We start from the raw sequence: 26,903 nt of genomic DNA on the forward strand, positions 1-26,903 counted from the left end.
AGCAGAATCGATGGGAAACGAACCTAAACGCGTTGGGAAAGTCTATCTGGTCGGAGCGGGTCCGGGCGATGCCAAGTTGATTACGATAAAAGGGCTGGAGTGCATCAAAAAAGCCGATGTAGTCGTATACGACCGCTTGGCGAGTCCGAGACTGCTGCGTCAAATGAAGCCGGGCGCGCGTAAAATTTACGTAGGCAAACGCACGGAACGTCATACGATGAAGCAGGAAGATATCAATAAATTACTGGTCGAATTGGCGCTGGAAGGACATGTGGTCGTGCGTCTCAAAGGCGGCGACCCGACGGTCTTCGGCCGCGTGGGCGAAGAAGCGGAAGAACTGCGGCAGCACGGCATCGGCTACGAGATCGTACCGGGGATTACCTCTTCCATCGCCGTTCCGGCGTATGCGGGCATTCCGGTCACGCATCGTAATTTGGCTTCGTCTTTTTCCGTCGTAACCGGACACGAAAATCCGGAAAAGTTGGACAAAATGATCAAATGGGACAAAGTGACGAACGCGACAGGCACGCTCGTATTCATGATGGGCGTTGCGCAGATCGGGCATATTACCGCGCAGCTGCTGAAGCACGGCCGGCCGGCGTCGACGCCTGTGGCTTTGGTCCGTTGGGGGACGCGCGCGGAGCAGGAGACGCTGATCGGCACGTTGGAGGATATCGCGGAGAAGGTCGCGGCGCGCGACTTCAAGCCGCCGGCCGTTATTGTGGTAGGCGATGTGGTCAGCCAGCGCGAACGATTGCATTGGGCGGAGCAGATGCCCTTGTTCGGACGCCGCATACTCGTGACGCGTTCGCGCAGCCAGGCAAGCGAGTTGGTGGATCGAATCGAGGAGCTTGGCGGCGAGCCGTACGAATTCCCCGTGATCGAGACGATCATGCCGGAAGGCGAAGAGAGGCTTTTGCCGATTCGAAAAGCTTTTGCGGAAATCGGGCAGTACGACTGGGTATTTTTCACCAGCGTCAACGGCGTCGAATACTTCTTCCGTCATCTGGACGAGCAGGGGCTCGATATTCGTGCTTTGTACCGCGCGCGCATCGCAGCCGTAGGTCCGGCGACGATCGAAGCGCTGCGCGTACGAGGTATTCGCAGCGAAGCGCCGCCGGAAACTTTCGATGCCGAGGGCATGATCGAAGCCTATGGCGATAAGCTTATTTCGGGTCAACGAGTACTGCTGCCTCGCGGCGACCTGGCGCGTTCCTGGTTGCCGCAGGCACTAAGCGAACGCGGCCTTGAAGTGACGGAGCTCGATACGTACGAGACGGTGTTGACCGGCGAAGACGACGAGGAGCTGCTGGACCTGCTGCAAGACGGAAAAGTGCATGCGATTACGTTTACCAGCTCGTCGACCGTTCGCAATTTGGTGGCCGTGTTGAAACGCATGGGACAAGAAAACGCGGTAGAGCTGCTGAACGCGTCGACACTGGCCTGCATCGGTCCGCAAACGGCCAAAACGGCCGAAGAACTGGGTCTGCGTGTGGATTTGTTGGCAAAAGAAGCGACGATTGAGGGTCTGTTGGAGGCGCTTTGCGCGTGGAAAGCCTCGGCAGACGGGGAAGAAACGGGTATGTAATTTGAAGAGCGGCTTTGTGCACGCGGCGAGTCCCTTATTAACGCTAAAAGTAAGGTTATGCTCGTTTGAAATCCGCCTAAACATCGACCTTGAATGCACGAAACGGCCGGAACCCTTCGCCTGAAACCCGAAGGACCCGGCCGGATTTCTGTTCGGGCGAACATTTACATTCATTTTTTTAAAAAAGGAGTCCTGTTATTATGGCATTTCCAACTGTTAGACACCGTCGTTTGCGTCGCAGCGCGGCACTTCGCAGCATGGTACGCGAGACCGCGATCAGCGCGGACGACTTTATCATGCCGATCTTCGTTACGTACGGCGAAGGCGTGAAGACCGAAATCAGCTCGATGCCGGGCGTTTACAATTTCTCTCTCGACACGATGAAAGCCGAAGTGGACGAAATCGTCGATTTGGGGATCAAAGCCGTCATCTTGTTCGGTATCCCCGAAACCAAAGACAGTGTCGGTACCGGAGCTTATGCACAAGACGGAATCGTGCAGCAGGCGACGCGTCAAATCAAAGCTTGGTATCCGGATCTGCTCGTTGTCGCGGATACTTGCCTGTGCGAGTTCACCGACCACGGCCACTGCGGCATGGTGCATACCTTCGAACGCGACGGCCATATCCACGGCGACGTGTTGAACGACGAATCGCTGGGATTGCTTGTACGGACCGCCGTATCGCAAGCCGAAGCGGGAGCCGATATCATCGCGCCTTCGAACATGATGGACGGCTACGTGCAAGCGATCCGCGAAGGGCTGGACGCTGCGGGTTACGACCAAATTCCGATCATGGCGTATTCCGTGAAGTACGCGTCGGCTTTCTACGGACCGTTCCGCGAAGCCGCCGACTCGGCGCCGCAATTCGGCGACCGCAAAACGTACCAGATGGACCCGGCCAACGCGCTGGAAGCGATCCGCGAAGCGGAAAGCGACGTGCTGGAAGGCGCAGACATGTTGATGGTCAAACCGGCCATGGCTTACATGGATATCATTCGCACGATCAAAAACGAATTCGACCTTCCGCTCGTGGCCTACAATGTCAGCGGCGAGTACGCGATGGTCAAAGCGGCGGCAGGCAACGGCTGGATCAACGAAAAAGGAATCGTGATGGAACTGTTGACCGGTTTGAAGCGCGCAGGAGCCGATATCATCATCACCTACCACTCCAAAGACGCGGCCCGTTGGATCCGCGAAGACCGCAACTAAGCTGCGAAGCCGCCTGATAAGCAAAATCGCAATCTGCTAGTACCTTGACCGCGTGCGATAGCGGGCTTGCGTGCGAATCGAATCCTTCACGCTTCAAGAAGGATTCGCCGCCTCAAACCACAAGTTCAGTACGGTCATGGTACGGGGATCTTGACCGCGTGCAATAGCGGGCTTGCGTGCGAACCGAATTGAAATTCCGCCGCTTCCAACTACAAATTCACCACGGTCGTTATGCCGATTTCAGATTCTTGACCTTTTGTACACATTTTTCGAAGGAGTGATCCTATGAGCGAATCCGTATCCAAACGCATCGATACGAAATCGAGCGCGGCTTTCGAAGAAGCCAAACAGTATATCCCCGGCGGCGTGAATAGCCCGGTTCGGGCGTTTAAGTCGGTTGGTTTGACGCCGGTTTATATCGAACGCGGTGAAGGCTCCCGCGTGTACGATATCGATGGTAATGTCTTTATCGACTATGTCGGATCTTGGGGGCCGCTGATTATGGGCCATGCCCATCCCGAAGTCGTCCGTGTTCTGCAAGAGACGGCGGCAAAAGGGACAAGCTTCGGCGCGCCTACGCTGTTGGAAACCGAGATGGCGAAATTGGTCGTGGAGCGCGTGCCTTCGATTGAGATTGTCCGTATGGTCAATTCGGGTACAGAAGCAACGCTTAGCGCGATCCGATTGGCACGCGGCGTGACCAAGCGCGATAAAATTTTGAAATTCGAAGGTTCTTATCACGGACACAGCGACAGCCTGCTCATCAAAGCGGGGTCGGGCGTAGCAACATTAGGTCTGCCGGATAGCCCGGGCGTACCGGAATCGGTAGCCTCCAACACGATTACGGTACCTTACAACGATCTGGATTCGGTTAAACTTGCTTTTGAAAAATTCGGCGAGCAGATCGCTTGCATTATCGTTGAACCGATCGCAGGCAATATGGGCGTTGTGCCTCCGAAAGCCGGATTCCTTGAAGGACTGCGCGAAGTGACGGAACGTCACGGAAGTATTCTGATCTTCGACGAAGTGATGACAGGATTCCGCGTACACATGGGCTCTGCGCAAAGCCGTTTCGGCGTGAAGCCGGATCTGACCTGCTTCGGCAAAGTCATCGGCGGCGGTCTGCCTGTCGGCGCTTACGGCGGCAAACGCGAGATCATGGAGCAGATCGCGCCGAGCGGGCCGATTTATCAGGCAGGCACGCTGAGCGGTAATCCGTTAGCCATGGCTGCGGGGTATACGACTTTGAAACTGTTGACTCCGGCGGTCTATGACCGTTTGGAAGAAGCGGGGGCAAGACTACAAGCCGGATTCGAAAAGAACGCGAAGGAAGCCGGTATTCCGGTTACGATCAACCGGGTCGGTTCGATGGTCTGCCCGTTCTTCACGGAAGGCCCGGTCGTGGACTACGATACCGCAAAAGCCAGCGATCTGAATTTGTTCCGCCGTTACTTCGCGGCGATGATCGATCGCGGCGTCAGCGTCGCGCCGTCGCAATTCGAAGGCATGTTCGTATCCGGCGTGCACAGCGACGCGGATATCGACGCTACGATCGACGCGCACCGCAGCGCGCTGCTGTCGCTCTGATGGCGCGTTCTTGGACGCGTCGCGGCGAATGGATCGAGACGGCGCTGCCTGCGGCAAAGATCGAAAAAGAGACAGCTTCAAACCCGAGCACGGTCGAGCCTGCCGAAGCCCAAGCACACGAATATGCGGTTCGCGGCGAAGCGGCGAATCCTGAACTTGCATCTGCGCGCGAAGCTTCGATAGCTTCCGCAAAACCTTTGCCAACGCCTCAAGCGCCGGCGGTTTCCGCGAAGGCTGCGCCGACACCCGAAGCGCTGGCCGCCGCTGCGCTCGGCGTGCCGGACAAGCTGGCCCGTCGCCTGCTGCATGCGGGCGAAGTGCAGGTCCGGGGCGGCCGCGCGCGGCTGCGGCTTCGTCCGGACGAAGCCCTGGGCTTCGAGCCCGTCTGGACGGAAGACGGACTCGAAGCGCTGTACGAAGACGACTTCTGCCTAGTCGTCCATAAGCCTGCCGGGATGCCCGTTCATCCCGACGGGGGCGCGAAGCGCCTGACGCTGGCGAACGTCGTCGCCGCGCATTACACGCTGAACGGCGAAGCCTGCGCCGTTCACCATGTGCACCGCCTGGACGAATACACGTCCGGTCCCGTGCTTTACGCCAAGGGCGAGTTCGCCCGGCTGGCGCTGGACGCGCAGATGCGCGACAAAGCGATCGGCCGCGTCTATCTCGCGCTGGCCGAAGGCAAAGTCCCTCGCGACCTGCGCGTCGTCGACGCGCCGATCGGTCGGGACCGCCACCACAACAGCCGCCGCCGGGTGTCCCCCGGCGGCCAGGAGGCGCTCACGCGGGTGGAGCTTGTGCAGAAGCTCCGCAGCGGTCAGGCAAGCCTCGTTCGCCTGACGCTCGAGACGGGCCGGACGCATCAGATCCGCGTGCATATGGCGCATGCCGGATATCCGCTGATCGGCGATACGCTCTACGGCGGTTCCGATAGCCTGCTGCAACGTCAAGCTTTACATGGCGAGAGCCTTAGATTCGAACATCCTTTTACGGGAGAAAAGATCGAGGTTGCCGACCCGCTTCCGACAGACCTGCAATCGCTGCTGGATCGCCTGACATAACGGGGGAACTCTCGCACGGAATCATTGACGCGCGCGGCTATGCAAGGTATGATAAAGGATATTCATGAAACTTTTCAAAATCAAAGACAGTGAGCGGGAAGAGTAGGCAGCAGCCCCTTCAGAGAGCGGAATCCATAGGCTGGAAGATTCCGTAGGACGGATGTTGATCGAAGTCGCCCGGGAGTCGTTTTCCTGAACGTCAAGCTAGGGAAAGCCGGTTTACGGCCGTTATTCGTACGAGTGCCGCAGTTCAAGATGCCGATTTTCCTTGAGAAAACGAATCGGCTCTGAGAGGATAGCGATTTTTCTACGGAAAACGCTTAGCTGCGGAACAAAGGTGGTACCGCGAAAGCAAGTCCTTTCGTCCTTTGCGACGAAGGGCTTTTTTTATTGCCTTTTTTCACCAACCACGCGAATGTAAACCCAAATAACGGGAGGGCTGTCCGATGTCGGATATTCAAAACAACGAAAATCAAACGTCATTGCCAACGACTTACGATCCGAAGTCCGCGGAGCAGAAATGGTACAAATATTGGATGGAGAACGATTTCTTCAAAGCCGGCCGCGTGCCGGAAGCGAAACCGTATAGTATCGTTATTCCGCCGCCGAACGTAACCGGCGTGCTGCATATCGGTCACGCGCTGGACTTCACTCTTCAGGATATCCTGGTTCGAGCCAAACGCATGCAGGGCTACGATGCGCTCTGGCTGCCGGGTTCCGACCATGCGGGTATCGCTACGCAGGCCAAAGTGGAGCAAAAGCTGCGCGAGCAGGGAATCAGCCGTCACGATCTGGGCCGCGAGAAATTCCTGGAACAGACTTGGGAATGGAAAGAAACGTACGCGGCCAACATCAAAGCCCAATGGGCGAAGATCGGTTTGTCGCTGGATTACTCGCGTGAACGTTTCACATTGGACGAAGGCCTGTCCGATGCGGTTAAGGAAGTTTTCGTCAAGCTGTATGACAAAGGCTTGATCTACCGCGGCAAACGGATCATCAACTGGGACCCGGCCGCCCGCACGGCGCTGTCGGATATCGAGGTTGAATACAAAGAAACGCAAGGTCATCTGTACCACCTCCAATACCCTCTTAAGGACGGAAGCGGTTCGATCACGGTAGCGACCACGCGTCCGGAGACGATGCTGGGCGACTCCGCCGTAGCCGTTCATCCGGAAGATGAGCGTTACGCGGACATGATCGGAAAAACGCTCGTCCTGCCGGTCATCGGCCGCGAGATTCCGGTCATTGCGGATGAATACGTAGAAAAAGACTTCGGCAGCGGCGCGGTTAAGATTACGCCGGCGCACGATCCGAACGACTTTGAAGTAGGCTTGCGTCATGATCTCCCGCAGATCACGGTAATGGACGAAGGCGGCATCATGAACAGCGAAGCCGGCCCGTACGAAGGCTTGGATCGCGCGGATTGCCGGAAGAAGATCGTTGCCGATCTGAAAGAACAAGGCGTTCTGATCAAGATCGAAGATCACTTGCATCAGGTAGGCCATAGCGAGCGTACCGACGCCGTTGTCGAGCCCTATTTGTCCACGCAATGGTTCGTTAAAATGCAGCCGCTGGCCGAGCCGGTTGTCGCTGCGCAAAAAGAAGGTACGGGCGTTAACTTCGTACCTGACCGCTTCGAGCGCACATACCTGCATTGGATGGAAAATGTCCGCGACTGGTGTATTTCCCGTCAGTTGTGGTGGGGACACCGCATTCCGGCCTGGTACTCCCAAGAAACGGGCGAGATGGTCGTAGCCAAGAGCGAAGAAGAAGCCCGCGAAAAGCTGGGCCGCGACGATCTGGTTCAAGACAACGACGTTCTCGATACCTGGTTCAGCTCCGCGCTGTGGCCGTTCTCGACGATGGGCTGGCCGGACGAAAACAGCGAAGACTTCAAGCGTTACTATCCGGTCGACGTACTCGTAACCGGCTACGATATCATTCCGTTCTGGGTATCGCGCATGATCTTCCAAGGCTACGAATTCACCGGCAAAATGCCGTTCAAAGATACGTTGATCCACGGCCTGGTTCGCGACAGCGAAGGACGCAAAATGTCCAAGTCGCTCGGCAACGGCGTCGATCCGCTCGAAGTCATCGAGAAATACGGTGCGGACGCGATGCGCTTTATGTTGTCGACGGGCATCACGCCTGGACAAGACCTGCGCTTCCGTTGGGAACGCGTCGAACAGATCCGCAACTTCGCGAACAAGATCTGGAACGCTTCGCGCTTCGCGCTGATGAACCTGGAAGGTTTCGCGTACGATCAGATCGATATCACGGGCGACCTGACGACGGCGGACCGCTGGATCCTTCACCGCATGAACGAGACGTCCCGCGACATCACGCGCCTGATCGACTCGTACGAATTCGGCGAAACCGGACGTTTGCTGTACAACTTCATCTGGGACGATCTGTGCGACTGGTACATCGAGTTCGCGAAGTTGTCGTTGTACGGAGAAGACGCGTCGGCAAAAGCGAAAACGCAATCCGTGCTCGCTTACGTGCTCGACCGCACCATGCGCATGATTCATCCGTTCATGCCGTTCATCTCCGAAGAAATCTGGCAGCATCTGCCGCATGAAGGCGAGACGGTTACGTTGGCGGCTTGGCCGACCTACGATGAAGCGTTGGAAAATGCGGAGTCCGCGCGCGAAATGGAACTGCTGATGGAAATCATCCGTTCGGTTCGCAACATCCGCGCCGAAGTGAACGTGCCGATGAGCAAAAAGATCGAGCTGAACGTTAAAGCGACTTCGCCGGAAATGTTGAGCATCCTGAGTGCCAACGAAGGTTATATCCGTCGTTTCTGCAACACGTCCGAATATGCGAGCGGACTGGATCTGCAAGCCCCGGACAAAGCCGTGACATCGGTGATTACGGGAGCCGAGCTGTATCTGCCGTTGGCCGGGTTGATCGACATCGCGCAAGAAATCGCCCGTCTCGAAAAAGAAGTGAAGACCTTGAATTCGGAAGTGGAGCGCGTGGACAAAAAGCTGTCCAATCCCGGCTTCACGTCGAAGGCTCCGGCACATGTCATCGAGGAAGAGCGCGCCAAACAGGCCGACTACTCCGAGAAGCGCGACAAAGTGTTGGCCCGTATTGCCGAGCTGAAAGGGTAAGGGGAGTCAGCGATGGACAACAATGATCGGGGCGCTTCGGCGCCCCTGACTTCTTATGCGGAAGCGGTGGAATGGATTAACGGACTGATCCCTTTCGGCATCCGTCCGGGGTTGGAACGAATAGAGGCGTTGATGGACCGCTTCGGCCACCCGCATCGTCGTCTCAAGTTTGTTCATGTCGCGGGGACGAACGGCAAAGGCTCGACTTGTGCTTTTCTGACCAGCGCACTGGTTCATAACGGCTATGACGTAGGGACGTTTACCTCTCCTTACATCACGAAGTTTACGAATCGGTTTCAGTACAACGGGCGGGATATTCCGGACGAGACGCTGCTGGCGCTTTCGAACCGGCTGCATCCTGTCGTGGAAGAGCTTGCGGAGACGGAACTCGGATCGCCGACGATGTTCGAGGTGTCTACGGCGCTGGCGATTTTGTATTATGCCGACGTTTGTTTCCCGGATGTCGTCATTTGGGAAACAGGGCTCGGCGGGCGCATGGACGTAACCAATATCGTCAATCCCGTATTGTCGATCATCACGAACGTGGGACACGACCATATGGATATATTGGGCGATACGTTGGAGAAAATCGCGGCCGAGAAAGCGGGAATCATCAAGCCTGGCGTTCCGGTCGTGACCAGCGTGAGTCAACCGGAAGCGCTGCAGGTGATCAAAGAGACGGCCAAGCTTCGCAGCAGCACTTGCTATACGGCAGGCGAGCAGTTCTTTTATGAAAAAACCGCGGTCGGCGAAGACGGCCAAAGCCTGCATTTCAAAGGACCGTTCCGGGAATTCGATCTGTCTCTCTCGCTGCGCGGGGAATACCAATTGGAGAATGCGGCTGGGGCTTTCATGGCGCTTGAGGTGCTTCGTCAGTATATGGCTTTCCAGTTGGAGGACGAGAAGACGGCAGCCGCGTTCGAAGAAGCTTTTTGGGCGGGACGCATGGAGCTTGTGCAAAAAAATCCGCGTATTCTGATGGACGGCGCGCATAATCCCGAAGGAGCTGCGGCGCTGGCGCAAAGCCTGCAAAACGGCTGGACGTACAACAAACTCGTATTGATGATGGGCATGTTGTCCACCAAAAGTCACGAAGACTATTTCAAATCCATTCTGCCTTTGGTCGACGAATTGATCTTGACAGAACCGGATTTCCGTAAAAAAATGGACGCTTCGGCGCTGGCTGATATTGCGGAGGGACTGCGGGCGGAATATGCCAAGCCGAACCTTCGCGTCGTCGTGCAGCCCGATTGGAAAACGGCACTGGCCGAGTTCAAAGCTTCGATCGGACCGGAAGACCTCGGGGTCGTTTCCGGTACGCTGTATTTAATTTCCGACGTGCGTGCGCATTTGCTGCACCAGGCCGATTCTGAGAAAGGTTGGTGAAACGTATTATGAAAACAACAGAACACATCCATTTCATCGGCATCGGCGGTTACGGCATGAGCGCAATCGCCCGGGTACTGCTGGAAATGGGTTACAAAATTACGGGTTCCGACGTGGCTGAACAAAGCCTCACCAAAAGATTGGTTGAAGGAGGCGCAGTGATCCACTATGGTCACAAAGCCGAATACGTGGAAGGGGCCGATACGGTCGTATATTCGACAGCGCTGCCTGAAGATAACGTGGAGCGCGTCGAGGCACTGCGATTGGGCATTCCGACGATTCACCGTTCGCAAATGCTGGCGCGCCTGCTCAACGAGCGTCAAGGCATCGCCGTAGCGGGAGCGCACGGCAAGACGACGACCTCGTCCATGACAGCACTTGCCATGGAAGAATGCGGAACCGACCCGACTTACATCATCGGCGGCGAAATCGTCGGCTTCGGCACTAACGCCAAAGCGGGCAAAAGCGATTTTGTCGTGGCGGAAGCCGATGAGAGCGATGGTACATTCTTGCAATACTACCCGTACATCAGCATCGTCACCAATATCGAAGCCGACCATTTGGAAAACTACGAAGGCAGCTTTGAAAAGATCAAAGAAGCGTATGTACAGTTCTTGAATCAGACACGCGAGGACGGTCTGGCGATCGTATGCGCCGACGACGAGAATTTGCGCGAATTGAAGCCGAAGCTTACTTGCAAACTCGTGACTTACGGCATGGGCGAAGACGCGGATTACCGCATTTCGGACATCGATTTGGGCGACCGTCGCGCTTCGTTTACGGTAAGCACGGAAGGGGAAGAATTGGGACGCGTAAATCTGTTTGTGCCGGGCAAATATAACGTCTATAATGCAACGGCTGCACTGATTGCCTGCCTGAAGAGCGGCATTCCGTTCGAAGAAGCGGCTGTCGGGTTGTCGAAGTTCCATGGCGCGAAGCGTCGCTTCCAAGTGTTGGCCGATGCGGCGGGCGTACTGGTCGTCGATGATTACGCGCATCATCCGACCGAGATCGAAGCCACGCTGCGTGCAGCGAAATCAACGGGTAAACGCATTGTTGCCGTATTCCAGCCGCAGCGCTACACGCGGACTTTCTTCCTGCTTGATGCGTTCAGCCGGGCGTTCTCGGACGCCGACGAGGCGATCATCGTCGATATCTATTCGCCTGCCGGCGAGGAACCGATCGAAGGCGTTCATTCCTCGTCGCTGACGGAATTGATCAAGCAGAACAGCAATCCGAATTCGCAATATCTGGCGACCAAGGAAGAAGTGCTGGAGAATCTGTCCGGACGCATTCAAGACGGCGATCTGGTCATTACGATGGGCGCGGGCGATATCTGGAAAGTGTCGCATAAGCTCGCGGAAGACTGGAAGAATCGAAATCTGTAATACGTAAAGATCAAACATCCAATCGCAAAGGCTGCTCGAAAGCCGTTCCCCGCCGCATCGCGAGGGAACGGCTTTTTTTCTTACAGCGGAGCAAGCTTGAGACGGCAGAATTGTTCCCTTATAATGATGAAGGGCTATTTTGAAGGAGGAACAATAGGATGACTCAACAAGACAAGCCGCTGATCCTCGCTTCGGGCTCTCCGAGAAGACGGGAACTGCTGTCGCTTTTGAATTTGCCTTTTGAAGTGAAAGTTAGTGATGCGGACGAAAGCGTACCGGACGATTGGTCGCCGGAGCGCATCGTGCAGGAACTGGCGTTGCGCAAGGCTCAGGCCGTCATTGCCGAAGGTGTTCCTCGGGATGCTATTGTCATCGGCAGCGATACGATCGTGGTATTGGATGGTGTCGTGTTGGGGAAACCGACAGATGAGGCAGACGCCAAGCGAATGCTGAAAGCTTTATCCGGACATACGCATCAGGTCTATACGGGGTTAGCTTGTATTCAAGGGTCCGGCGAACGTGAATTGTCCGATTTCAGTCGGGCCAGCGTCACTATGCGCAGCATTGCGGAATCAGAGATCGAAGCTTATGTTGCCGGAGGCGAACCGATGGACAAAGCAGGCTCTTATGCGGTTCAGGGTCTAGGTGCGGTGTTCGTCGAGCGAATCGAAGGCGACTATCATACGATTGTCGGTCTGCCGATTGCGGCCCTGTACCGGATGCTGGGGCAGTTCGGGATTCATGCTTTAGGTTGACTTCGTGCCGCCGAATCAACTCGAAAAATAGGCCGACTCGATTGCGGGCGACGGCCGTGGTATAATGGCAAGGTTACATAGCCTTTGTCTTGAAAATCAGGCGAAGGAAGCTGCATGATGCGGCGCGCGGGCTTCAGGTTGACAAGCCGCTTTTAGCTGGTATTGTTTAAAAGGGGCAAATCGGTGCTGCCGTTTTTGGGTTGAACAAGCGCATGTCCCGATCCTGCCATGATCGAATACACAAGTTGAACACGGAAGCGGCGTTCCATTTCGAAGGGACGACTGCAAAAATGGAATTGTCGAATATTATGCTTCGTGATCTTCCTCGCGAAGAACGACCGAGAGAACGAATGCTGCAATACGGAGCGCAGGCGCTCAGCCATGCGGAACTGCTGGCGATCCTGCTTCGAACCGGCACGCGCAGCGAGTCGGCGATCATGATCGCTCAACGCATACTGGCGCAGTCGGGAGGCCTTCGCGGTCTTGCGGATTCGGGAGTCGAAGAATTGGTGGAAATCAAGGGCGTGGGCCCGGCAAAGGCCGTTCAACTCAGGGCGGCAATCGAATTGGGGCGGCGCATGGTGGCCTCGCGTCTGAGCGAATCGGTCGTGATTCGCAGTCCGCGCGATGCGGCGGAACTGTTGACCGAACAGCTCAGATACCTTCAAAAAGAACATTTCGTTTGCCTTTTTCTAAATACAAAAAACGTTGTCATCGCGCAGGAAACGTTGTCGATCGGAAGTCTTAATGCTTCAATCGTCCATCCGCGCGAAGTTTTTCGCGCCGCGATCAAATATAGCAGCGCTTCTATCGTCTGTGCTCACAATCATCCAAGCGGCGATCCGGCTCCAAGTCCGGAAGATATCGCGATTACCAAGCGTTTAGTCGAATCCGGGCAAATTGTGGGGATCGACGTACTTGACCACATTGTGGTAGGCGACGGTCGCTTTGTCAGCCTTAAAGAGCAGGGATTTATGTGAAAATTGAACTCGAATGAGAAAAGGAGTTAATTGAAAATGATGGGCAATAAAGATCTGGGTATCGATTTGGGAACAGCAAACACACTGGTATATGTACGCGGAAAAGGCATTGTAGTAAGAGAACCGTCCGTTGTCGCGCTTCGTACCGACACGAAAACGATCGAAGCCGTAGGTGAGGACGCGAAAAAAATGATCGGCCGTACGCCGGGGAACATTCGCGCGATTCGTCCGATGAAAGACGGCGTAATCGCGGACTTCGATACGACGGCGACAATGATCAAATATTTCATCAATCAGGCGCAGAAAAAACGCTCGTTCTTCCAACGCCATCCGAACGTCATGGTATGCGTGCCGTCGGGGATCACTGCGGTTGAACAGCGCGCGGTCGAAGATGCAACCAAACAAGCCGGCGCGCGCGAAGCTTACACGATCGAAGAACCTTTTGCAGCCGCGATCGGCGCAGACCTTCCGGTATGGGAACCGACAGGCAGCATGGTTGTCGATATCGGCGGCGGCACGACCGAAGTCGCGGTCATTTCGCTCGGCGGGATCGTGACCGCGCGTTCGGTACGCGTAGCGGGCGACGAGATGGATGAATCCATCATTCAATACGTGAAACGTCAATATAACCTCATGATCGGCGAACGCACGTCGGAGATGCTGAAGATGGAAATCGGTTCGGCGATCCAACTGGAAACGCCGGAAACGATCGAAATCCGCGGTCGCGACCTGGTGAGCGGCCTGCCTAAAACCATCTCCATCACTTCGCATGAAATCACGGAAGCGCTGGCGGATACCGTGAGTTCGATCGTCGAAGCCGTTAAAGTCACGCTGGAAAAATGCCCGCCGGAACTGGCAGCCGACATTATGGACCGCGGCATCGTGCTGACAGGAGGCGGCGCATTGCTTCGCAACCTGGACAAATTGCTTGCGGGCGAGACGGGAATGCCGGTCATCGTAGCGGAAAACCCGCTGGACTGCGTCGCGATCGGCACGGGACGCGCGCTCGACAATATCCACCTGTTCAAGTCCCGTTCGAAACGCGGCTAAACGAAGGGTGTCCATATTCATGAACAATTCAGCAATGTTAGAGGGTGTTCGAACTGTTTAGACTGCTCGGAAATCGAAAACTATTCATCCTGCTGATCGTGATCGTTCTTTTCGTTGCCCTGATGGGCGTCACGCTCGGCGACCGGATCGGACTGACCTGGCCGGAGAAGTTTGTTAAAGATACGGTCGGCTTCACGCAGCGCATAGTCAATAAGCCTGCGGCAGCAGTGTCGGGATTCTTTGAAGATATCGCGGACTTGAACGCTGTTTACGAAGAAAACGAAAATTACCGTGTTCAGCTTGTCGAGCTTCAGCGGCAGGTCATTGATTACCGCAAGCTCAAGACAGACAATGAGAATTTGCAAAAAGACCTTGATTTTACGGAAATGCAAAAAAGAAACGCGAATAAGTATTATCGGTTTGCCCATGTGATCTCGGTCAACGACGATGTGAATAACCCGACCGTTAATATCGATGTAGGTTCGAAAGACGGGGTCGCCGTGGGTCAGGCTGTAACGAGTATTGAAGGCATGGTCGGCATTGTTAGCACAACAACCGATTATACCTCAACGATTCAACTGATCACGTCGCTGAGCCTGACTTCGCCTGACAGCTACGCGATTGCGGCTACAGTAACAGGAAAAGCCGATACTTTCGGTATTGTGGAAAGCTACGACAAAAACAAAAAGCGTCTTTTGATGACAGGAATCGATCCGAACAAAACAAAGCTCGAGCCTTATGATACAGTGGTTACTTCAGGCAGCGGAGGCGTGTTCCCGGCCGGAATCGTGCTGGGCGAAGTCATGCAAGTGACTCCGAGCGAATTCGGTTTGACCGAGACGGCGTTAATCAAACCTACCGCGAGCTTCGTCGAATGGAAAGAACTCTTTGTTGTCATTCCGGGTGTCGATCCAAACGAGGGAGACGATACGCCATGACCTGGCGCAAACAGTTCCTCGTCCTGCTGCTTTTCGTGATCTTCCTGATCGACGGCAGCGTGCTGCCGTGGTTCCTGCCAGACGCTTGGATGCCGCACTTGATGCCGAACTTGGTATTCGTTTGCGTACTCTTCGTTTCCGTATACCGTCACCGTTATGCGGGGATGGTACTCGGTGCCGTATTCGGCATGCTGCATGACGTTGTATATTACGGCGCGATGCTGGGTCCGTATTCCTTTACGATGGGCTTTACCGCTTATGTGCTGGGCCTGATTTTTCAGCTTCCCAAAGCACCGTTACCCGTCATGCTTACGGTCGTCATGCTCGGAAGTTTCATTTTGGACAGCATGTTGTTCGGCATTTACACCGTATTTAATTTCAATGAGCAAACGTACGACTGGGCGTTGATCCAATATATCATTCCCGACTTGTTGTTCCGGCTCGTATTTGCGTTAATCATCTATGTGCCGATTCGTCGGCAATTCGACAAGATGCCGCTTCGTCCGAAAAAGGACGAGAAAGAGTAAACTCGTGGTTTTTAAAAGTGACGAATTCGCTTGAGGCCACGGATCGGCGGTAACTTTTATGCAATTCGTGCAGGAGAAAGGAACCTTCGTCTCGAAACATTCAAGTCGAAGGGGGAGCGGGGGAGATGTCCATCAAACGCAATCTCGTTACAATCAAGGGAATCAAAGACGGTCTCGTATTCCGGTTAGATGAACGATGCGAATTCGATGAATTGCTGACCGGGTTGCGGGACATGTTGGAAAATAGCGAGACGTTTCTTAGCGGTCCGCTCGTTTGGATTGATGTGCGGTCCGGGGGCCGTGATCTATCGGACGAGCAAAAGCTGCAAATTTTGGATGTATTGCGAAGCAAGCGTAACTTGCTCGTGCGTTCGATCGAAGGTTCCAAATCGGCTGAGCTTCGGGAAAATGCGGTACTTCGGGTACCGATCAACACGATGAGCGGCATGGTCCGTTCCGGGCAGGTGCTCCAACATGACGGCAACCTGCTGTTTTTGGGTGATGTTAATCCGGGGGGCTCGATTGTGTGCACCGGAGATATCTATATTCTCGGAGCACTGCGCGGAATGGCTCATGCCGGTTCGGAAGGCAGCGAGCATGCGATCATTGGAGCTTCGTATCTGGCGCCGACGCAGCTGCGGATTGCCGAAGTGATCAGCCGCCCGCCCGACAGTGCCGAAGAAAGCAGCGCCCATCCGCATGAAACGCAGATGGAGTTCGCCTATTTGAAGGACGGGCAGATGCAGATCGACAAGATGGCGAATATCGCCCGGCTGCGCCGGGATCTGAATGTGTTCAAAGGAGTGTAGAGGATGGGAGAGGCTATAGTCGTCACTTCGGGAAAAGGCGGCGTCGGCAAAACGACGACCACGGCCAATATCGGAACGGCGCTGGCGCTGCTCGGCAAAAAGGTATGTTTGGTCGATACGGATATCGGCCTTCGCAACCTGGATGTCGTGATGGGACTGGAAAACCGGATCATTTACGATATTTGCGACGTGGCTGATGGGCGTTGCCGCTTGCATCAGGCGCTGGTTAAAGATAAACGCTTCGAAGAGCTGTATATGCTTCCGGCTGCGCAAACCAAAGATAAAAATGCAGTTTCGCCGGAGCAAATCCGCGATATCATCATTGAGTTGAAAGCCGAATTCCAGTATGTGCTTATCGACTGCCCGGCGGGGATCGAGCAAGGGTTCAAAAACGCGATTGCGGGTGCCGATCAGGCGATCGTCGTCACGACGCCGGAAAATGCGGCCGTACGCGATGCCGACCGGGTAATCGGGCTTTTGGAAAGCTCACATATCGGATCCCCCAAGTTGATCGTGAACCGGATTCGCCCCAACATGGTCAAAGCGGGCGAAATGCTTGATGTGGATGAAGTGCTTCAGGTGCTCAATATCGATCTGCTCGGCATCGTGCCGGACGACGAGATGGTGATCAAGGCAGCCAATACCGGCGAGCCGACGGTCATGAATCCGGATTCCAAGGCTTCGATCGCGTATCGTAATATTTCGCGTCGTATCCAGGGGGATACGGTTCCGTTGATGCAATTGGACGAGAAAAAAGGTCGCTTCAACTTGTTTAGGAAATTGTTTGGCGGCGGCAAGTCATAAAGCGATCATGAGTAAGCCCCTTCACTTTTGGTGAAAGGGGCTTTTTGGCATAAACGTACAAGCAAGCGAAACTTTTTTCAGCCCGATCGCGTCTAGTGAACTAGAGGCAAGTTGCGCGCTCATAGGCGTAGCCCGCCAACAAAATGCGGGGCAAGAGGTGACACATGAAACAACTGGTTGTGCATAATGAAGCGGAGTGGACGCAGGCGGCGTTACTTGAGGACGGACGCCTGATCGAGTTTGCCGCAGAACGTGTTCAGGAGCATGGGACGGCCGGGAGCTTTTATAAAGGACGGATTGTTAACGTGCTGCCCGGCATGCAAGCCGCTTTTGTAGACATTGGACTGAAGAAGAATGCCTTTTTATATATTGACGATATGCTGCCTGCCCACTTGGAACGACAGCCGAAATCCAAGCCTTCTGTTGAACAAATTGCGCGCAAAGGCCAACAGCTGCTGGTGCAGATCACCAAAGAACCATTAGGCGGAAAAGGAGCACGGGTAACGACGCATTACTCGCTGCCCGGTCGTCATATCGTATATATGCCTGAAGCCGATTATGTAGCCGTATCCAAGAAAATAGAACCGGAATCGGAGCGTGTGAGGCTCAAGTCGTTGGGCGAGCGCATGCGGCATCCCGGTGAAGGTATGATTTTGCGTACGGTGGCAAGCGGCGAAGCGGATGCGACGCTGCTTGAAGATCTGCTTCAGCTTCGTAGTCGATGGAAAAAGATTTGTGCAGCTTCTGAAGCGGCAGAGGCGCCGAATGAATTATATCGCGATCTGGATCTGGCACAGCGCATGATTCGAGATGTATTTGATCCTGGCGCTGACGAATTGATCGTAGAAAACGCGGCGCAGCAAGAACGAGTGCGCGCTTATTTGGAGCAAACACTGCCCGGATCCGAGACTCGGGTTCTGTTCCATCGTGAACCTACTCCTTTGTTCGAAGCGTATTCGGTTGAGCATCAGCTTCATCGAGATTTTGGCCGTAAGATCAGGCTGCCCGGAGGAGGAACGCTCGTATGGGATCAGACCGAGGCGCTGACCGTCGTTGACGTCAATACAGGAAAGTTTACGGGAGCGGACGACAGCTTGGAGACTACAGTGACTGAGACTAATCTTGAGGCCGCAGAGGAAATTGCACGATTGCTTCGACTTCGCGATGTCGGCGGTATCGTGATCATAGATTTTATTGACATGCAGGAAGAGCGGAATCGAAACCGTGTATGGAACCGTCTTGAGGAAAAGCTGACCAAAGATCGAACCCAGTCGCATATCGTGGGCTGGACCAAGCTTGGACTTTTGGAAATGACCCGCAAAAAGGTACGTGAAAGCGGTGCGGCACTCTTTTACGAAACCTGTGCGGCATGCGGCGGAACAGGCAGAATTATGATTCGCTGAACCGTTGACTTTTCATATAAGGCATGCTAAGATACGTTGGTATGTGTGCCGGTGTACTTCACTTTGCACAACATGCTGTAACCGCACAGGCCGGGTCTAAGCGATTTCTGCTTGCAGAGCATCCACCCGAACCAGGCGAGTCTGAGACATGAGGAGGTGCAAGAAGATGTACGCAATTATCGAAACAGGTGGTAAACAGTACAAAGTCCAAGAGGGCGACGTTCTGTTCATCGAGAAGCTGGAAGCCGCAGACGGCGAAAGCGTAACGTTCGACCGTGTCCTGGCCGTTTCCAAAGAAAACGGACTGACAGTTGGTGCCCCGTTGGTATCCGGAGCAACCGTAACGGCGACAGTTGAAAAACACGGTAAAGGCCAAAAGGTTGTTGTATACAAATACAAACCTAAAAAGAACTACCACAAGAAACAAGGCCATCGCCAACCGTACACTAAAGTAACGATCGGCAAAATTCAAGCATAATTGAAGGTGATAACTTGGTTATCGTCCAGATTTTAAGATCCCCGGACGGCAAGATCACGGGATTCAAAGTCGAGGGTCATGCGGGTTACGCCGATCGCGGCGAAGATATCGTCTGTTCCGCCATCTCGGCCGTTACGGTCGGTACGGTGAACTCGGTCGAAGTACTCGCGGGAACGGAAATGAAAACCCGGATGAAGAACGGTTTTCTCAGCGGAAGTCTTCCGCCGATACAATCCGACGAACTCAAGGCTAAGGCTCAAATGATTCTTGAATCGATGGTGGTCATGCTGAAAACGATCGAGACTTCTTACCGTGAATATATTCGCCTCGATGAGGCAAAAAAATAAGCAAAGAAGGAGGTAGACCACTATGTTGAAATTGGATCTCCAGTTATTCGCTTCCAAAAAGGGTGTAGGTTCGACGAAAAACGGACGTGACAGCCACTCGAAGCGCCTTGGCGCTAAACGTGCGGACGGTCAAGCCGTACGCGGCGGCGGAATCATCTTCCGTCAGCGCGGAACGAAGATTCACCCGGGAACGAACGTAGGTATTGGCAAAGACGACACTTTGTTTGCTCTGATCGACGGCGTTGTGAAATTCGAACGTCTCGGCCGTGACCGCAAAAAAGTCAGCGTCTACCCGGTACAAGTTGCTGACGTAGCAGCTTCCGTAGAGGCCTAAGACCTAACGGGTAATCAAGAAGCCTTCGGTATTCGTACCGAAGGTCTTTTTTTGTTGAAAGGCTTTGTTTGGAATTTGGATATTCTTGGCCTGTGCCCGCTTGGATTTTTTCCCGATTCTGGGTATACTCAGACTAACTACGTATCAGAAACGGAGAGAGCCGATGAGAAGGTGGAGGGACCTATCCTTTATACTGCCGCTATCTACCGCATTTCCCTTGGTTCTGGCTTGGACTTTCCCAAGAGTGATCACGTTTATCCTGCTGGGGGCATGGCTTGTTGCCGTGTTTTTTCTTTTGTCGGAACGGGAGAAACGTCGCAGGGATCGGGAGCTTCAGGAATTGAGACAATCCATGCAAAACTTCTTCCTCAATGTTCTCAGTCATCAACGGCATGATTGGATGAACGATCTTCAACTGATTTTCGGATACGCAAAGATGGGTAAGTCAGAGCGGGTCGAAGAGATCGTAAGCAGAGTGAGCGCGGACATGCATAAGGAAGGCCGCATTGCGAAGCTTGGGCTTCCGGAACTTGTTTTTTACCTAATGACGATCAAGGGAGAAAACAGGGAGGTTGCGCTGCATATCAAGGCAGACCAAGAACTTCGATATGCAGGAAGCTTGACGCCGGAAGAGGAAGAAGGACTGATTCGTGCGGTGAGAGCAGGAATGGCGGCCTATCGCTATTCGGGACTTGCGGCGCAAGCCGCGGAACCTGCGCTGCGTATCGTGTTCGGCGAAGAGGGCGGGGAAGCGACTTTGTTCATCGAACCGGAAAATGATCCGCAGGCGGCATCTGTTTTGCATCATGCAGTCGAAGAAGCGCTGGAATCCTGTGCGTTATCGGCGGAAGCTTCGGATGGCGGGACATTGATTCGCTGGAAGCTTCCTGTTTAAATAGAAATGCGTACGCAGCCGTTAGGTTTTGTGCATGGGATGCGTACACCATCTAGAAGAGGTGAAACCATGTTTGTAGATAAAGCAAAGATTTATGTAAAAGCCGGAGACGGAGGAGACGGCATCGTTGCGTTCCGACGCGAGAAGTACGTACCGAACGGCGGACCTGCCGGCGGCGACGGCGGCAGAGGCGGGGACATCATTTTCCGCGTTGACGAAGGTCTGCGTACGTTGATGGATTTCCGGTATCAGCGCCATTTCAAAGCGCAGCGCGGAGAAAAAGGACGCAACAAAAATCAGTATGGAGCGAACGCCGAGAATATGATTATTCGCATTCCTCCCGGTACTTTGGTTATCGATGACGATACTCAGGAAGTTCTGGCGGATATGACCCGTAACGGACAAGAAATCGTCGTGGCTCGCGGAGGACGCGGAGGACGCGGCAACGTTCGTATGGCTACGCAGAACAATACGGCTCCGGAACTTGCGGAGCACGGCGAAGAAGGCAAAGAGCGCTATATCGTGCTTGAGCTTAAAGTGATGGCCGATGTCGGCCTGGTCGGCTTCCCGAGCGTGGGCAAGTCGACGCTGCTGTCGGTCGTATCCGCAGCGACGCCGAAGATCGGCGCTTACCATTTTACGACGATTACGCCGAATCTCGGCGTGGTCGGTATCGAAGAGGGCCGCAGCTTCGTTATGGCCGATCTGCCCGGATTGATCGAAGGCGCGCATGAAGGCATAGGTCTCGGCCACGAATTCCTGCGCCACGTCGAACGGACGCGGGTCATTATCCACGTGGTGGATATGTCCGGCTCCGAAGGACGGGACCCGTTCGACGACTGGGTGAAGATCAACGAAGAGGTCAAGTTGTACAACGCGGAGCTTGAGAATCGTCCGCAGATTGTCGCGGCCAACAAAATGGATATGCCGGATTCCGAAGAGAATCTGCGCGTATTCAAAGAAAAAGTAGCGGAAATCAATCCGGATATCGAGATTATGGCGATTTCTTCGCTGACCCGTCAGGGCGTGAAGGAATTGATGTACCGGGCAGCCGATGTGTTGGATTCGATTAAGGATGTTCCGGCGATCGAAGAAGCTTCCGAACAGGTCGAACGTAAAGTGTATCGTGTCGAAGAAGCCAAAGAAGAAGGCTTCACGATTCGTCGCGAAAACGAAATGTTCGTCGTCGAAAGCGTCCAAATCGAGCGCATGATGAAACGGATGCAGTTGACTACGCATGACGCGATTCTTAAATTGGCGCGTACGCTGCGCCATATGGGCGTCGACGAAGAGCTGCGCAAGCGCGGCGCGAAAGACGGCACGATCGTTCGGATCGCCGACTTCGAGTTCGAGTTTGTTGAGGGCAGCAGCTATTATTAAGCGGGCGAGCGGTTTGCGTTTGTCGCTCGGGCTTGTTTTCCTCTCGGGCCCCTGCATGGGCCGCGAGTAGAAGGAAAGCCAAAAGTCGCTCCAATCGCAAACCGCTCGCCGGGGTGGTAGAGGGAATACCCTCGCCGCTTCTGGGCTCGGGTTGGAGTAAGGGCTTAAGATCAAGAGCTTAAGATCAAGAGATAAAAGAGGATCGCAGGCGCCGGTTTTTTGCCGGGCTTTGCGATCGAAGAGCGGTTTATAATCTTTGGATATGGATGAAATAAGCGGGGCGTCTCCTAGGAGCGCTTCGCTTTTTTGTGTTGGAAAAGGGTTTTGTTTTATAACAGATTAACGCGCTGTGTAACTTTTTTGCTGTAAAGGGTTGACGCTAAGTCGGTTTATTCGATATAATGTCCGCTATATGAAAACAGTGGTCTTTAAGGAGAGGACGTTATATGAAAGAGCGTTATTATCTGGCTAGGGAAGACATTTTACCGGAAGCAATCTTGAAGACGCTGCACGTGAAAGAGCTGTTGGCCGGAGGCCAAGCGAAGACGGTTAACGAAGCGGTTGCGATCGCGGGAATCAGCCGGAGTGCTTTTTACAAGTATAAAGACGGGATTCATCAGGTCAACCAGTTGGATCGGGAAAGATTGGTGACGTTGTCGCTGCTGCTTGAACACCGGGCAGGGATTTTGTTTAAAGTTCTCGGGCTGATCGCGGAAAGCGGCGGTAACGTGCTGACGATCAATCAGAGTATTCCGCTGCAAGGTACGGCGAATGTGGTATTATCGGTAGAAACGTCAAGACTGCACGAAGAACTGGGGCGTCTGACCGCTTCGCTGGAATCGGTTGTAGGCGTAAGCCGGGTTGTGGTGATCGGGCAAGGGTAATTCGACGTAAACGGAACACATTTTTGAAATCGGAACGAGCAGCATGTGCGGCAATATCATTGCTATAGCAAGGACTGCATAGGGACGGGGAGGAAATTGTACGTGAGTAACAAGCCGGTAAAAGTTGGATTGCTCGGTCTGGGTACGGTGGGAACGGGTGTCGTACGAATCGTGGAGATGCACCAGGAGGATTTGAGCAGTCAGGTAGGCTCGCCGATCGTGATCGAAAAGATTTCGGTCAAGGATCGGGAAAAGTCGCGCAATATTCCGATCGATCACTCCAAATTGACTGACGATCCGTGGGAAGTTATTCATGATCCCGAAATCGATGTGATCGTGGAAGTGATGGGTGGCGTCGAGCAGACCCGTACTTATATTCTTGAAGCTCTATCACAGGGCAAACATATCGTAACGGCAAACAAAGATCTGATGGCCTTGTACGGTACGGAAATTTTGGCTAAAGCTCAAGAGATGAAATGCGACGTCTTTTACGAAGCCAGCGTAGCCGGAGGCATTCCGATCATCCGCACGTTGATCGAAGGTTTCTCGTCCGACCGGATCACGAAGATCATGGGGATCGTCAACGGTACGACCAACTATATGCTGACCAAAATGAGTAAAGAGGGCGTTTCGTACGAGGACGTATTGAAAGAAGCTCAACAGCTCGGTTATGCCGAATCCGATCCGACTTCCGACGTGGAAGGGCTGGACGCCGCGCGTAAAATGACGATTCTGGGCACGCTCGGTTTCCGAACGAACGTCGAGCTGGCCGATGTGCGGGTAAAAGGCATTTCGGGTGTCAGCCAATCGGATATCGCTTATGCGAGAAACTTGGGGTATGAGATCAAGCTGCTCGGAATCGCGGATCGCGACGACGATGCGATCTCGATCAGTGTCCAGCCGACGATGGTCAAAGCTTCGCATCCGATCGCTTCGGTCAACGGCGTGTTCAACGCGGTTTACGTCTACGGCGAAGCTGTGGGCGAAACGATGTTTTACGGAGCGGGCGCCGGCGAGATGCCTACGGCGACCTCGGTCGTGGCGGATTTGGTCTCCGTGATCAAAAACCTGCGCCTCGGCGTCAACGGACTCAAGCAGATCGCGCCGCACAAGCCCAAAAAGCTCAAAACCGATGCGGAAATCGAGTTCAAGAACTTCATTTTGCTGCATGTGGACGATAAAGCGGGCGTATTGGCGCGCATTACGCAAATCTTTACCGAGTACGAAGTCAGCCTTGCCTCCGTGGTTCAACAGCCGAACGAGCTGAACCCGAACGCGGAGATCGTAATCGTTACCCACAAAGCGAGCAAAGAAAGTATCGATAAAGTGCTGAATCGATTTGAAGAACTGGAAGTCGTTCGCCGGATCATGAGCGTATATCGGGTAGAAGGCTGAGCTTAACCCTATGGGGGCAGAAAAAAGCAGCGTTGCAGTAAAAATTTACTCAACGCTGCGGGACAAGTCGGAAGGAGCAGGACATCATGAAGAACGAAAATGCCGGATCGGTACGCGTCAGAGTTCCGGCCAGCACCGCTAATCTGGGACCGGGATTCGATACGCTGGGCATGTCGCTTTCCCTGTACATTTGGGTAGAGATGCGCAGGTCGGAACGTACGTTGGTACACTTTTCCGGTGGCGGTTTCGAAGGAATCCCGGCGGATAAAGATAATCTGATCTATAAAGTGGCCCAGCTCGTATTCAAAGAAGCAGGCGTCGAAATTCCGGAGCTGGAGATCGGGATGCGCTCGGATATTCCGTTGACGCGCGGACTCGGCAGCAGCGCATCGGCGATCATCGCCGGGATGGCGGCTGCCAATGCGCTGATCGGTTCGCCGGTATCCAAAGATCGATTGTTTGATTTGGCGACAGGTTTGGAACGTCACCCGGACAACGTGGGCGCATCGTTATTCGGCGGCATTATCGCGGCGGCATGGGACGGCGAGCATGCGGATTACGTTCGTGTCGAGCCGCCTCAAAACTTGAAAGTTCTGGCATTGATTCCGGAGTTCGAATTGGCGACATCGGCAGCGCGTGCGGTTTTGCCGGAGCAGCTCAGCATTCAAGATGCCGTGTATAACATCAGTCGTTCTTCGTTGCTGACTGCGGCTTTGGCGTCGGGGCGGTTGGATCTGCTCGCTTCTGCGATGAAAGACCGGTTGCATCAGCCTTACCGCGCCGCACTCGTTCCGGGCATGGAAAAGATTCTGGAACAAGCGACTCGATATGGGGCACTCGGTGCCGCACTTAGCGGAGCTGGACCGACTTTGCTTGCGCTTGTTGACCGTACGTCGTCCGAGTGCGATCGACTGGAAGCCTTTATGCAAAGCGTAATGTCGGAAAACGGAATCCAAGCTCGCACGCTCTGGTTGGAGCCTGACTTGGAGGGAGCCGTTTGCGAGAGCGGGATTCATCCGGATCTTTTTCTGGAAACGATTAAAGGAGAAATTTCGTCATGAAACGTATTGCGCTGCTTCCGGCCGGTTCCGTTTCTCATGAAGCAGTCGATTATCTGCTGGGTGACGAACCGGTCGAATTGATTCATTATAAATTGATTTCCGATGTTTTTATGGCCGTGGTTCAGGGGAAAGCCGATTACGCGGTTATTCCGGTCGAAAATACGATCGAAGGCTCGGTCAGCTTGCATATGGATTGGTTGGTTAACGAAGTCGACATCCCGATGCGAGCCGAGTGGGTGTATCCGTCGATTCAGAATCTTGTCGGTAAGCGGGAAGAATTTACCGGAGAAGACGGCAGCCTCGATTTTTCAAAAGTGCTCAAAGTGTTGTCTCACCCTGTCGCGATCGCGCAGTGTCGAACTTTTATCAGCGAACATTTGCCTAATGCGGAACTGGAAAATGCCAGTAGCACAGCGGAAGGTGCTGCTCAAGCGGCGGCGCATCCGGGAAGCGGCTGGGCGGCCTTTTCGACTCGACTCGGCGCGGAACGTTACAATCTGGACGTGCTTGCCGAGCGGGTGACGGATCACGACAACAATTACACTCGTTTCGTATTGATCGGCCCGGAGCGGATTAACCTGGATAAACGCAGCGAACATGAGAAAACCAGCATGCAAGTGATTTTGCCGGAAGATTACGCGGGCGCCTTGCATCAGGTACTGTCGGCTTTTGCTTGGAGAAGGTTGAATCTGTCCAGGATCGAATCGCGTCCCACGAAAAAGAAACTGGGGAACTATTACTTCTATATCGATGTGCTTGAAGCAGGAGATTCGATTCTTTTGAAAGCGGCAGTCGAAGAAATCGCGGCCCTTGGTTGTCAGGTGAGAGTACTCGGTTCTTATCCTTGTTTTGATTACGAAGCGGAAAAGCCTGAGGTATAAGAGATTCCTGACACTAGAAAAGCGGAACTGCAAACCCATATAACGATAAGGCTAGAGAGGGACGCTCAGCGTTCCTTTCTTTGCTTTAAAAGCTGATTCGGTACAGGAATGTTGCGTTACGTAAAGAATATTGGATTAGGGCTTGAAATATAGGAATCGTCATGGTATATTAAAAGTCCAGTTGAGCGATTGCGAGATTGGATGTTTGTTTTTGGAGTGTCGGGTTTTAGAAATCAACTTATGTTCTTACTTAAAAAGAACTAAAAAAGATTTCAAAAAAAGACTTGCAAAACGAAAACGAACATGCTAATATATAAGAGTTGCTGCTGCGAACGAAACGCTGAGCGGCAGAAACGAGAAACACAGTTTGCTCCTTGAAAACTGAACAGTAAGTGAGTCGCGATGATGAAGATCATCGTGAGAATATAGATTCTTGAGCAATCGAGAATCGCCAACGTTTTAAACGAGCACATGGTGCTTTCTTTTAAAGCGAGACAAACAATCGCTTGGTTCAATCGCCTTTGCCCTTAGGGGTGCGGCATTGAAGTCGCGGTTGCGAATGCTCGCAACTTTAATGGAGAGTTTGATCCTGGCTCAGGACGAACGCTGGCGGCATGCCTAATACATGCAAGTCGAGCGGGGTGT

24 protein-coding genes, 1 rRNA gene and 1 other annotated feature are annotated in these 26,903 nt (G+C 53.8%); all 25 genes read left to right on the plus strand.

The genetic code is table 11. The annotated features are described in order from the left end of the window. The first annotated feature begins 10 nt into the window (after nucleotides 1-10). Entirely contained in the window at nucleotides 11-1,588 is a 1,578-nt protein-coding gene (cobA, locus tag HRQ63_RS14605) for a uroporphyrinogen-III C-methyltransferase (RefSeq protein ID WP_172244956.1), read from the plus strand. A gap of 200 nt (nucleotides 1,589-1,788) precedes the next feature. Further along, nucleotides 1,789-2,796 (plus strand): porphobilinogen synthase, encoded by a 1,008-nt coding sequence (gene hemB, locus HRQ63_RS14610; protein ID WP_172244958.1) that lies wholly within the window; start codon nucleotides 1,789-1,791, stop codon nucleotides 2,794-2,796. A gap of 285 nt (nucleotides 2,797-3,081) precedes the next feature. Beyond that, the gene (gene hemL / locus HRQ63_RS14615; protein WP_172244960.1) at nucleotides 3,082-4,383 is read left to right on the plus strand and encodes a glutamate-1-semialdehyde 2,1-aminomutase; all 1,302 of its coding nucleotides are present in this window, start codon (nucleotides 3,082-3,084) and stop codon (nucleotides 4,381-4,383) included. Further along, on the plus strand, nucleotides 4,383-5,444 hold the full coding sequence (locus HRQ63_RS14620; RefSeq protein WP_172244962.1) for an RluA family pseudouridine synthase: 1,062 nt from the start codon (nucleotides 4,383-4,385) through the stop codon (nucleotides 5,442-5,444). Before hemL ends, HRQ63_RS14620 begins: the two co-directional genes overlap by 1 nt. 80 nt (nucleotides 5,445-5,524) lie before the next feature. Next, nucleotides 5,525-5,816 (plus strand) — a binding site (T-box leader). Nucleotides 5,817-5,890: 74 nt separating this feature from the next. Next, on the plus strand, nucleotides 5,891-8,563 hold the full coding sequence (locus tag HRQ63_RS14625; protein ID WP_172244972.1) for a valine--tRNA ligase: 2,673 nt from the start codon (nucleotides 5,891-5,893) through the stop codon (nucleotides 8,561-8,563). Nucleotides 8,564-8,575: 12 nt separating this feature from the next. Beyond that, on the plus strand, nucleotides 8,576-9,949 hold the full coding sequence (locus HRQ63_RS14630; RefSeq protein WP_172244974.1) for a bifunctional folylpolyglutamate synthase/dihydrofolate synthase: 1,374 nt from the start codon (nucleotides 8,576-8,578) through the stop codon (nucleotides 9,947-9,949). An 8-nt stretch (nucleotides 9,950-9,957) separates the two neighbouring features. Continuing rightward, nucleotides 9,958-11,337, plus strand: coding sequence for a UDP-N-acetylmuramate--L-alanine ligase (murC, locus tag HRQ63_RS14635; RefSeq protein WP_172244976.1), 1,380 nt, complete (start codon nucleotides 9,958-9,960; stop codon nucleotides 11,335-11,337). A gap of 158 nt (nucleotides 11,338-11,495) precedes the next feature. Continuing rightward, the gene (locus HRQ63_RS14640; protein ID WP_172244978.1) at nucleotides 11,496-12,092 is read left to right on the plus strand and encodes a Maf family protein; all 597 of its coding nucleotides are present in this window, start codon (nucleotides 11,496-11,498) and stop codon (nucleotides 12,090-12,092) included. Nucleotides 12,093-12,382: 290 nt separating this feature from the next. Further along, entirely contained in the window at nucleotides 12,383-13,072 is a 690-nt protein-coding gene (gene radC / locus HRQ63_RS14645) for a RadC family protein (protein ID WP_280529310.1), read from the plus strand. 36 nt (nucleotides 13,073-13,108) lie between these two features. Beyond that, nucleotides 13,109-14,122, plus strand: coding sequence for a rod shape-determining protein (locus HRQ63_RS14650; protein ID WP_172244980.1), 1,014 nt, complete (start codon nucleotides 13,109-13,111; stop codon nucleotides 14,120-14,122). Nucleotides 14,123-14,166: 44 nt separating this feature from the next. Then, complete coding sequence (gene mreC / locus HRQ63_RS14655; protein WP_172244982.1) at nucleotides 14,167-15,060, plus strand: rod shape-determining protein MreC; 894 nt, start codon at nucleotides 14,167-14,169, stop codon at nucleotides 15,058-15,060. Then, nucleotides 15,057-15,587, plus strand: a complete 531-nt coding sequence (mreD, locus tag HRQ63_RS14660; RefSeq protein WP_172244984.1) for a rod shape-determining protein MreD — start codon at nucleotides 15,057-15,059, stop codon at nucleotides 15,585-15,587. The genes mreC and mreD overlap by 4 nt, the downstream gene beginning before the upstream one ends. Before the next feature lie 125 nt (nucleotides 15,588-15,712). Beyond that, entirely contained in the window at nucleotides 15,713-16,396 is a 684-nt protein-coding gene (gene minC / locus HRQ63_RS14665; RefSeq protein WP_172244986.1) for a septum site-determining protein MinC, read from the plus strand. Between the two features lie 3 nt (nucleotides 16,397-16,399). Next, entirely contained in the window at nucleotides 16,400-17,200 is an 801-nt protein-coding gene (gene minD, locus HRQ63_RS14670) for a septum site-determining protein MinD (protein WP_172244988.1), read from the plus strand. A 164-nt stretch (nucleotides 17,201-17,364) separates the two neighbouring features. Next, the gene (locus HRQ63_RS14675; protein WP_172244990.1) at nucleotides 17,365-18,603 is read left to right on the plus strand and encodes an Rne/Rng family ribonuclease; all 1,239 of its coding nucleotides are present in this window, start codon (nucleotides 17,365-17,367) and stop codon (nucleotides 18,601-18,603) included. A 166-nt stretch (nucleotides 18,604-18,769) separates the two neighbouring features. Next, nucleotides 18,770-19,081, plus strand: coding sequence for a 50S ribosomal protein L21 (gene rplU, locus HRQ63_RS14680; RefSeq protein ID WP_172244992.1), 312 nt, complete (start codon nucleotides 18,770-18,772; stop codon nucleotides 19,079-19,081). A 14-nt stretch (nucleotides 19,082-19,095) separates the two neighbouring features. Beyond that, on the plus strand, nucleotides 19,096-19,428 hold the full coding sequence (locus HRQ63_RS14685; RefSeq protein WP_172244994.1) for a ribosomal-processing cysteine protease Prp: 333 nt from the start codon (nucleotides 19,096-19,098) through the stop codon (nucleotides 19,426-19,428). Nucleotides 19,429-19,450: 22 nt separating this feature from the next. After that, nucleotides 19,451-19,762, plus strand: a complete 312-nt coding sequence (gene rpmA / locus HRQ63_RS14690) for a 50S ribosomal protein L27 (protein WP_018977229.1) — start codon at nucleotides 19,451-19,453, stop codon at nucleotides 19,760-19,762. A 340-nt stretch (nucleotides 19,763-20,102) separates the two neighbouring features. Continuing rightward, a complete protein-coding gene (locus tag HRQ63_RS14695; RefSeq protein WP_172244996.1) occupies nucleotides 20,103-20,657 on the plus strand; it encodes a Spo0B domain-containing protein in 555 nt (184 codons plus the stop codon). Nucleotides 20,658-20,726: 69 nt separating this feature from the next. Beyond that, entirely contained in the window at nucleotides 20,727-22,037 is a 1,311-nt protein-coding gene (gene obgE, locus HRQ63_RS14700; protein WP_172244998.1) for a GTPase ObgE, read from the plus strand. 446 nt (nucleotides 22,038-22,483) lie between these two features. Continuing rightward, on the plus strand, nucleotides 22,484-22,921 hold the full coding sequence (locus HRQ63_RS14705) for an ACT domain-containing protein (protein ID WP_172245000.1): 438 nt from the start codon (nucleotides 22,484-22,486) through the stop codon (nucleotides 22,919-22,921). A gap of 102 nt (nucleotides 22,922-23,023) precedes the next feature. Then, nucleotides 23,024-24,316 (plus strand): homoserine dehydrogenase, encoded by a 1,293-nt coding sequence (locus HRQ63_RS14710; protein ID WP_172245002.1) that lies wholly within the window; start codon nucleotides 23,024-23,026, stop codon nucleotides 24,314-24,316. An 86-nt stretch (nucleotides 24,317-24,402) separates the two neighbouring features. Further along, entirely contained in the window at nucleotides 24,403-25,377 is a 975-nt protein-coding gene (thrB, locus tag HRQ63_RS14715) for a homoserine kinase (protein ID WP_172245004.1), read from the plus strand. Beyond that, on the plus strand, nucleotides 25,374-26,258 hold the full coding sequence (gene pheA / locus HRQ63_RS14720; RefSeq protein ID WP_172245006.1) for a prephenate dehydratase: 885 nt from the start codon (nucleotides 25,374-25,376) through the stop codon (nucleotides 26,256-26,258). Before thrB ends, pheA begins: the two co-directional genes overlap by 4 nt. Nucleotides 26,259-26,829: 571 nt before the next feature. After that, nucleotides 26,830-26,903, plus strand: a 16S ribosomal RNA gene (locus HRQ63_RS25740); the annotation flags it as partial.

The sequence above is a fragment of the Saccharibacillus endophyticus genome, from assembly GCF_013185185.1.
Classification (GTDB): domain Bacteria; phylum Bacillota; class Bacilli; order Paenibacillales; family Paenibacillaceae; genus Saccharibacillus; species Saccharibacillus endophyticus.

Excerpts from the sequence above, each read along its gene's own strand:
- cobA (WP_172244956.1), top strand. The coding sequence starts at position 11 with ATGGGAAACGAACCTAAACGCGTTGGGAAAGTCTATCTGGTCGGAGCG.
- hemB (WP_172244958.1), top strand. The coding sequence starts at position 1,789 with ATGGCATTTCCAACTGTTAGACACCGTCGTTTGCGTCGCAGCGCGGCA.
- hemL (WP_172244960.1), top strand. The coding sequence starts at position 3,082 with ATGAGCGAATCCGTATCCAAACGCATCGATACGAAATCGAGCGCGGCT.
- HRQ63_RS14620 (WP_172244962.1), top strand. The coding sequence starts at position 4,383 with ATGGCGCGTTCTTGGACGCGTCGCGGCGAATGGATCGAGACGGCGCTG.
- HRQ63_RS14625 (WP_172244972.1), top strand. The coding sequence starts at position 5,891 with ATGTCGGATATTCAAAACAACGAAAATCAAACGTCATTGCCAACGACT.
- HRQ63_RS14630 (WP_172244974.1), top strand. The coding sequence starts at position 8,576 with ATGGACAACAATGATCGGGGCGCTTCGGCGCCCCTGACTTCTTATGCG.
- murC (WP_172244976.1), top strand. The coding sequence starts at position 9,958 with ATGAAAACAACAGAACACATCCATTTCATCGGCATCGGCGGTTACGGC.
- HRQ63_RS14640 (WP_172244978.1), top strand. The coding sequence starts at position 11,496 with ATGACTCAACAAGACAAGCCGCTGATCCTCGCTTCGGGCTCTCCGAGA.
- radC (WP_280529310.1), top strand. The coding sequence starts at position 12,383 with ATGGAATTGTCGAATATTATGCTTCGTGATCTTCCTCGCGAAGAACGA.
- HRQ63_RS14650 (WP_172244980.1), top strand. The coding sequence starts at position 13,109 with ATGATGGGCAATAAAGATCTGGGTATCGATTTGGGAACAGCAAACACA.
- mreD (WP_172244984.1), top strand. The coding sequence starts at position 15,057 with ATGACCTGGCGCAAACAGTTCCTCGTCCTGCTGCTTTTCGTGATCTTC.
- minC (WP_172244986.1), top strand. The coding sequence starts at position 15,713 with ATGTCCATCAAACGCAATCTCGTTACAATCAAGGGAATCAAAGACGGT.
- minD (WP_172244988.1), top strand. The coding sequence starts at position 16,400 with ATGGGAGAGGCTATAGTCGTCACTTCGGGAAAAGGCGGCGTCGGCAAA.
- HRQ63_RS14675 (WP_172244990.1), top strand. The coding sequence starts at position 17,365 with ATGAAACAACTGGTTGTGCATAATGAAGCGGAGTGGACGCAGGCGGCG.
- rplU (WP_172244992.1), top strand. The coding sequence starts at position 18,770 with ATGTACGCAATTATCGAAACAGGTGGTAAACAGTACAAAGTCCAAGAG.
- rpmA (WP_018977229.1), top strand. The coding sequence starts at position 19,451 with ATGTTGAAATTGGATCTCCAGTTATTCGCTTCCAAAAAGGGTGTAGGT.
- obgE (WP_172244998.1), top strand. The coding sequence starts at position 20,727 with ATGTTTGTAGATAAAGCAAAGATTTATGTAAAAGCCGGAGACGGAGGA.
- HRQ63_RS14705 (WP_172245000.1), top strand. The coding sequence starts at position 22,484 with ATGAAAGAGCGTTATTATCTGGCTAGGGAAGACATTTTACCGGAAGCA.
- thrB (WP_172245004.1), top strand. The coding sequence starts at position 24,403 with ATGAAGAACGAAAATGCCGGATCGGTACGCGTCAGAGTTCCGGCCAGC.
- pheA (WP_172245006.1), top strand. The coding sequence starts at position 25,374 with ATGAAACGTATTGCGCTGCTTCCGGCCGGTTCCGTTTCTCATGAAGCA.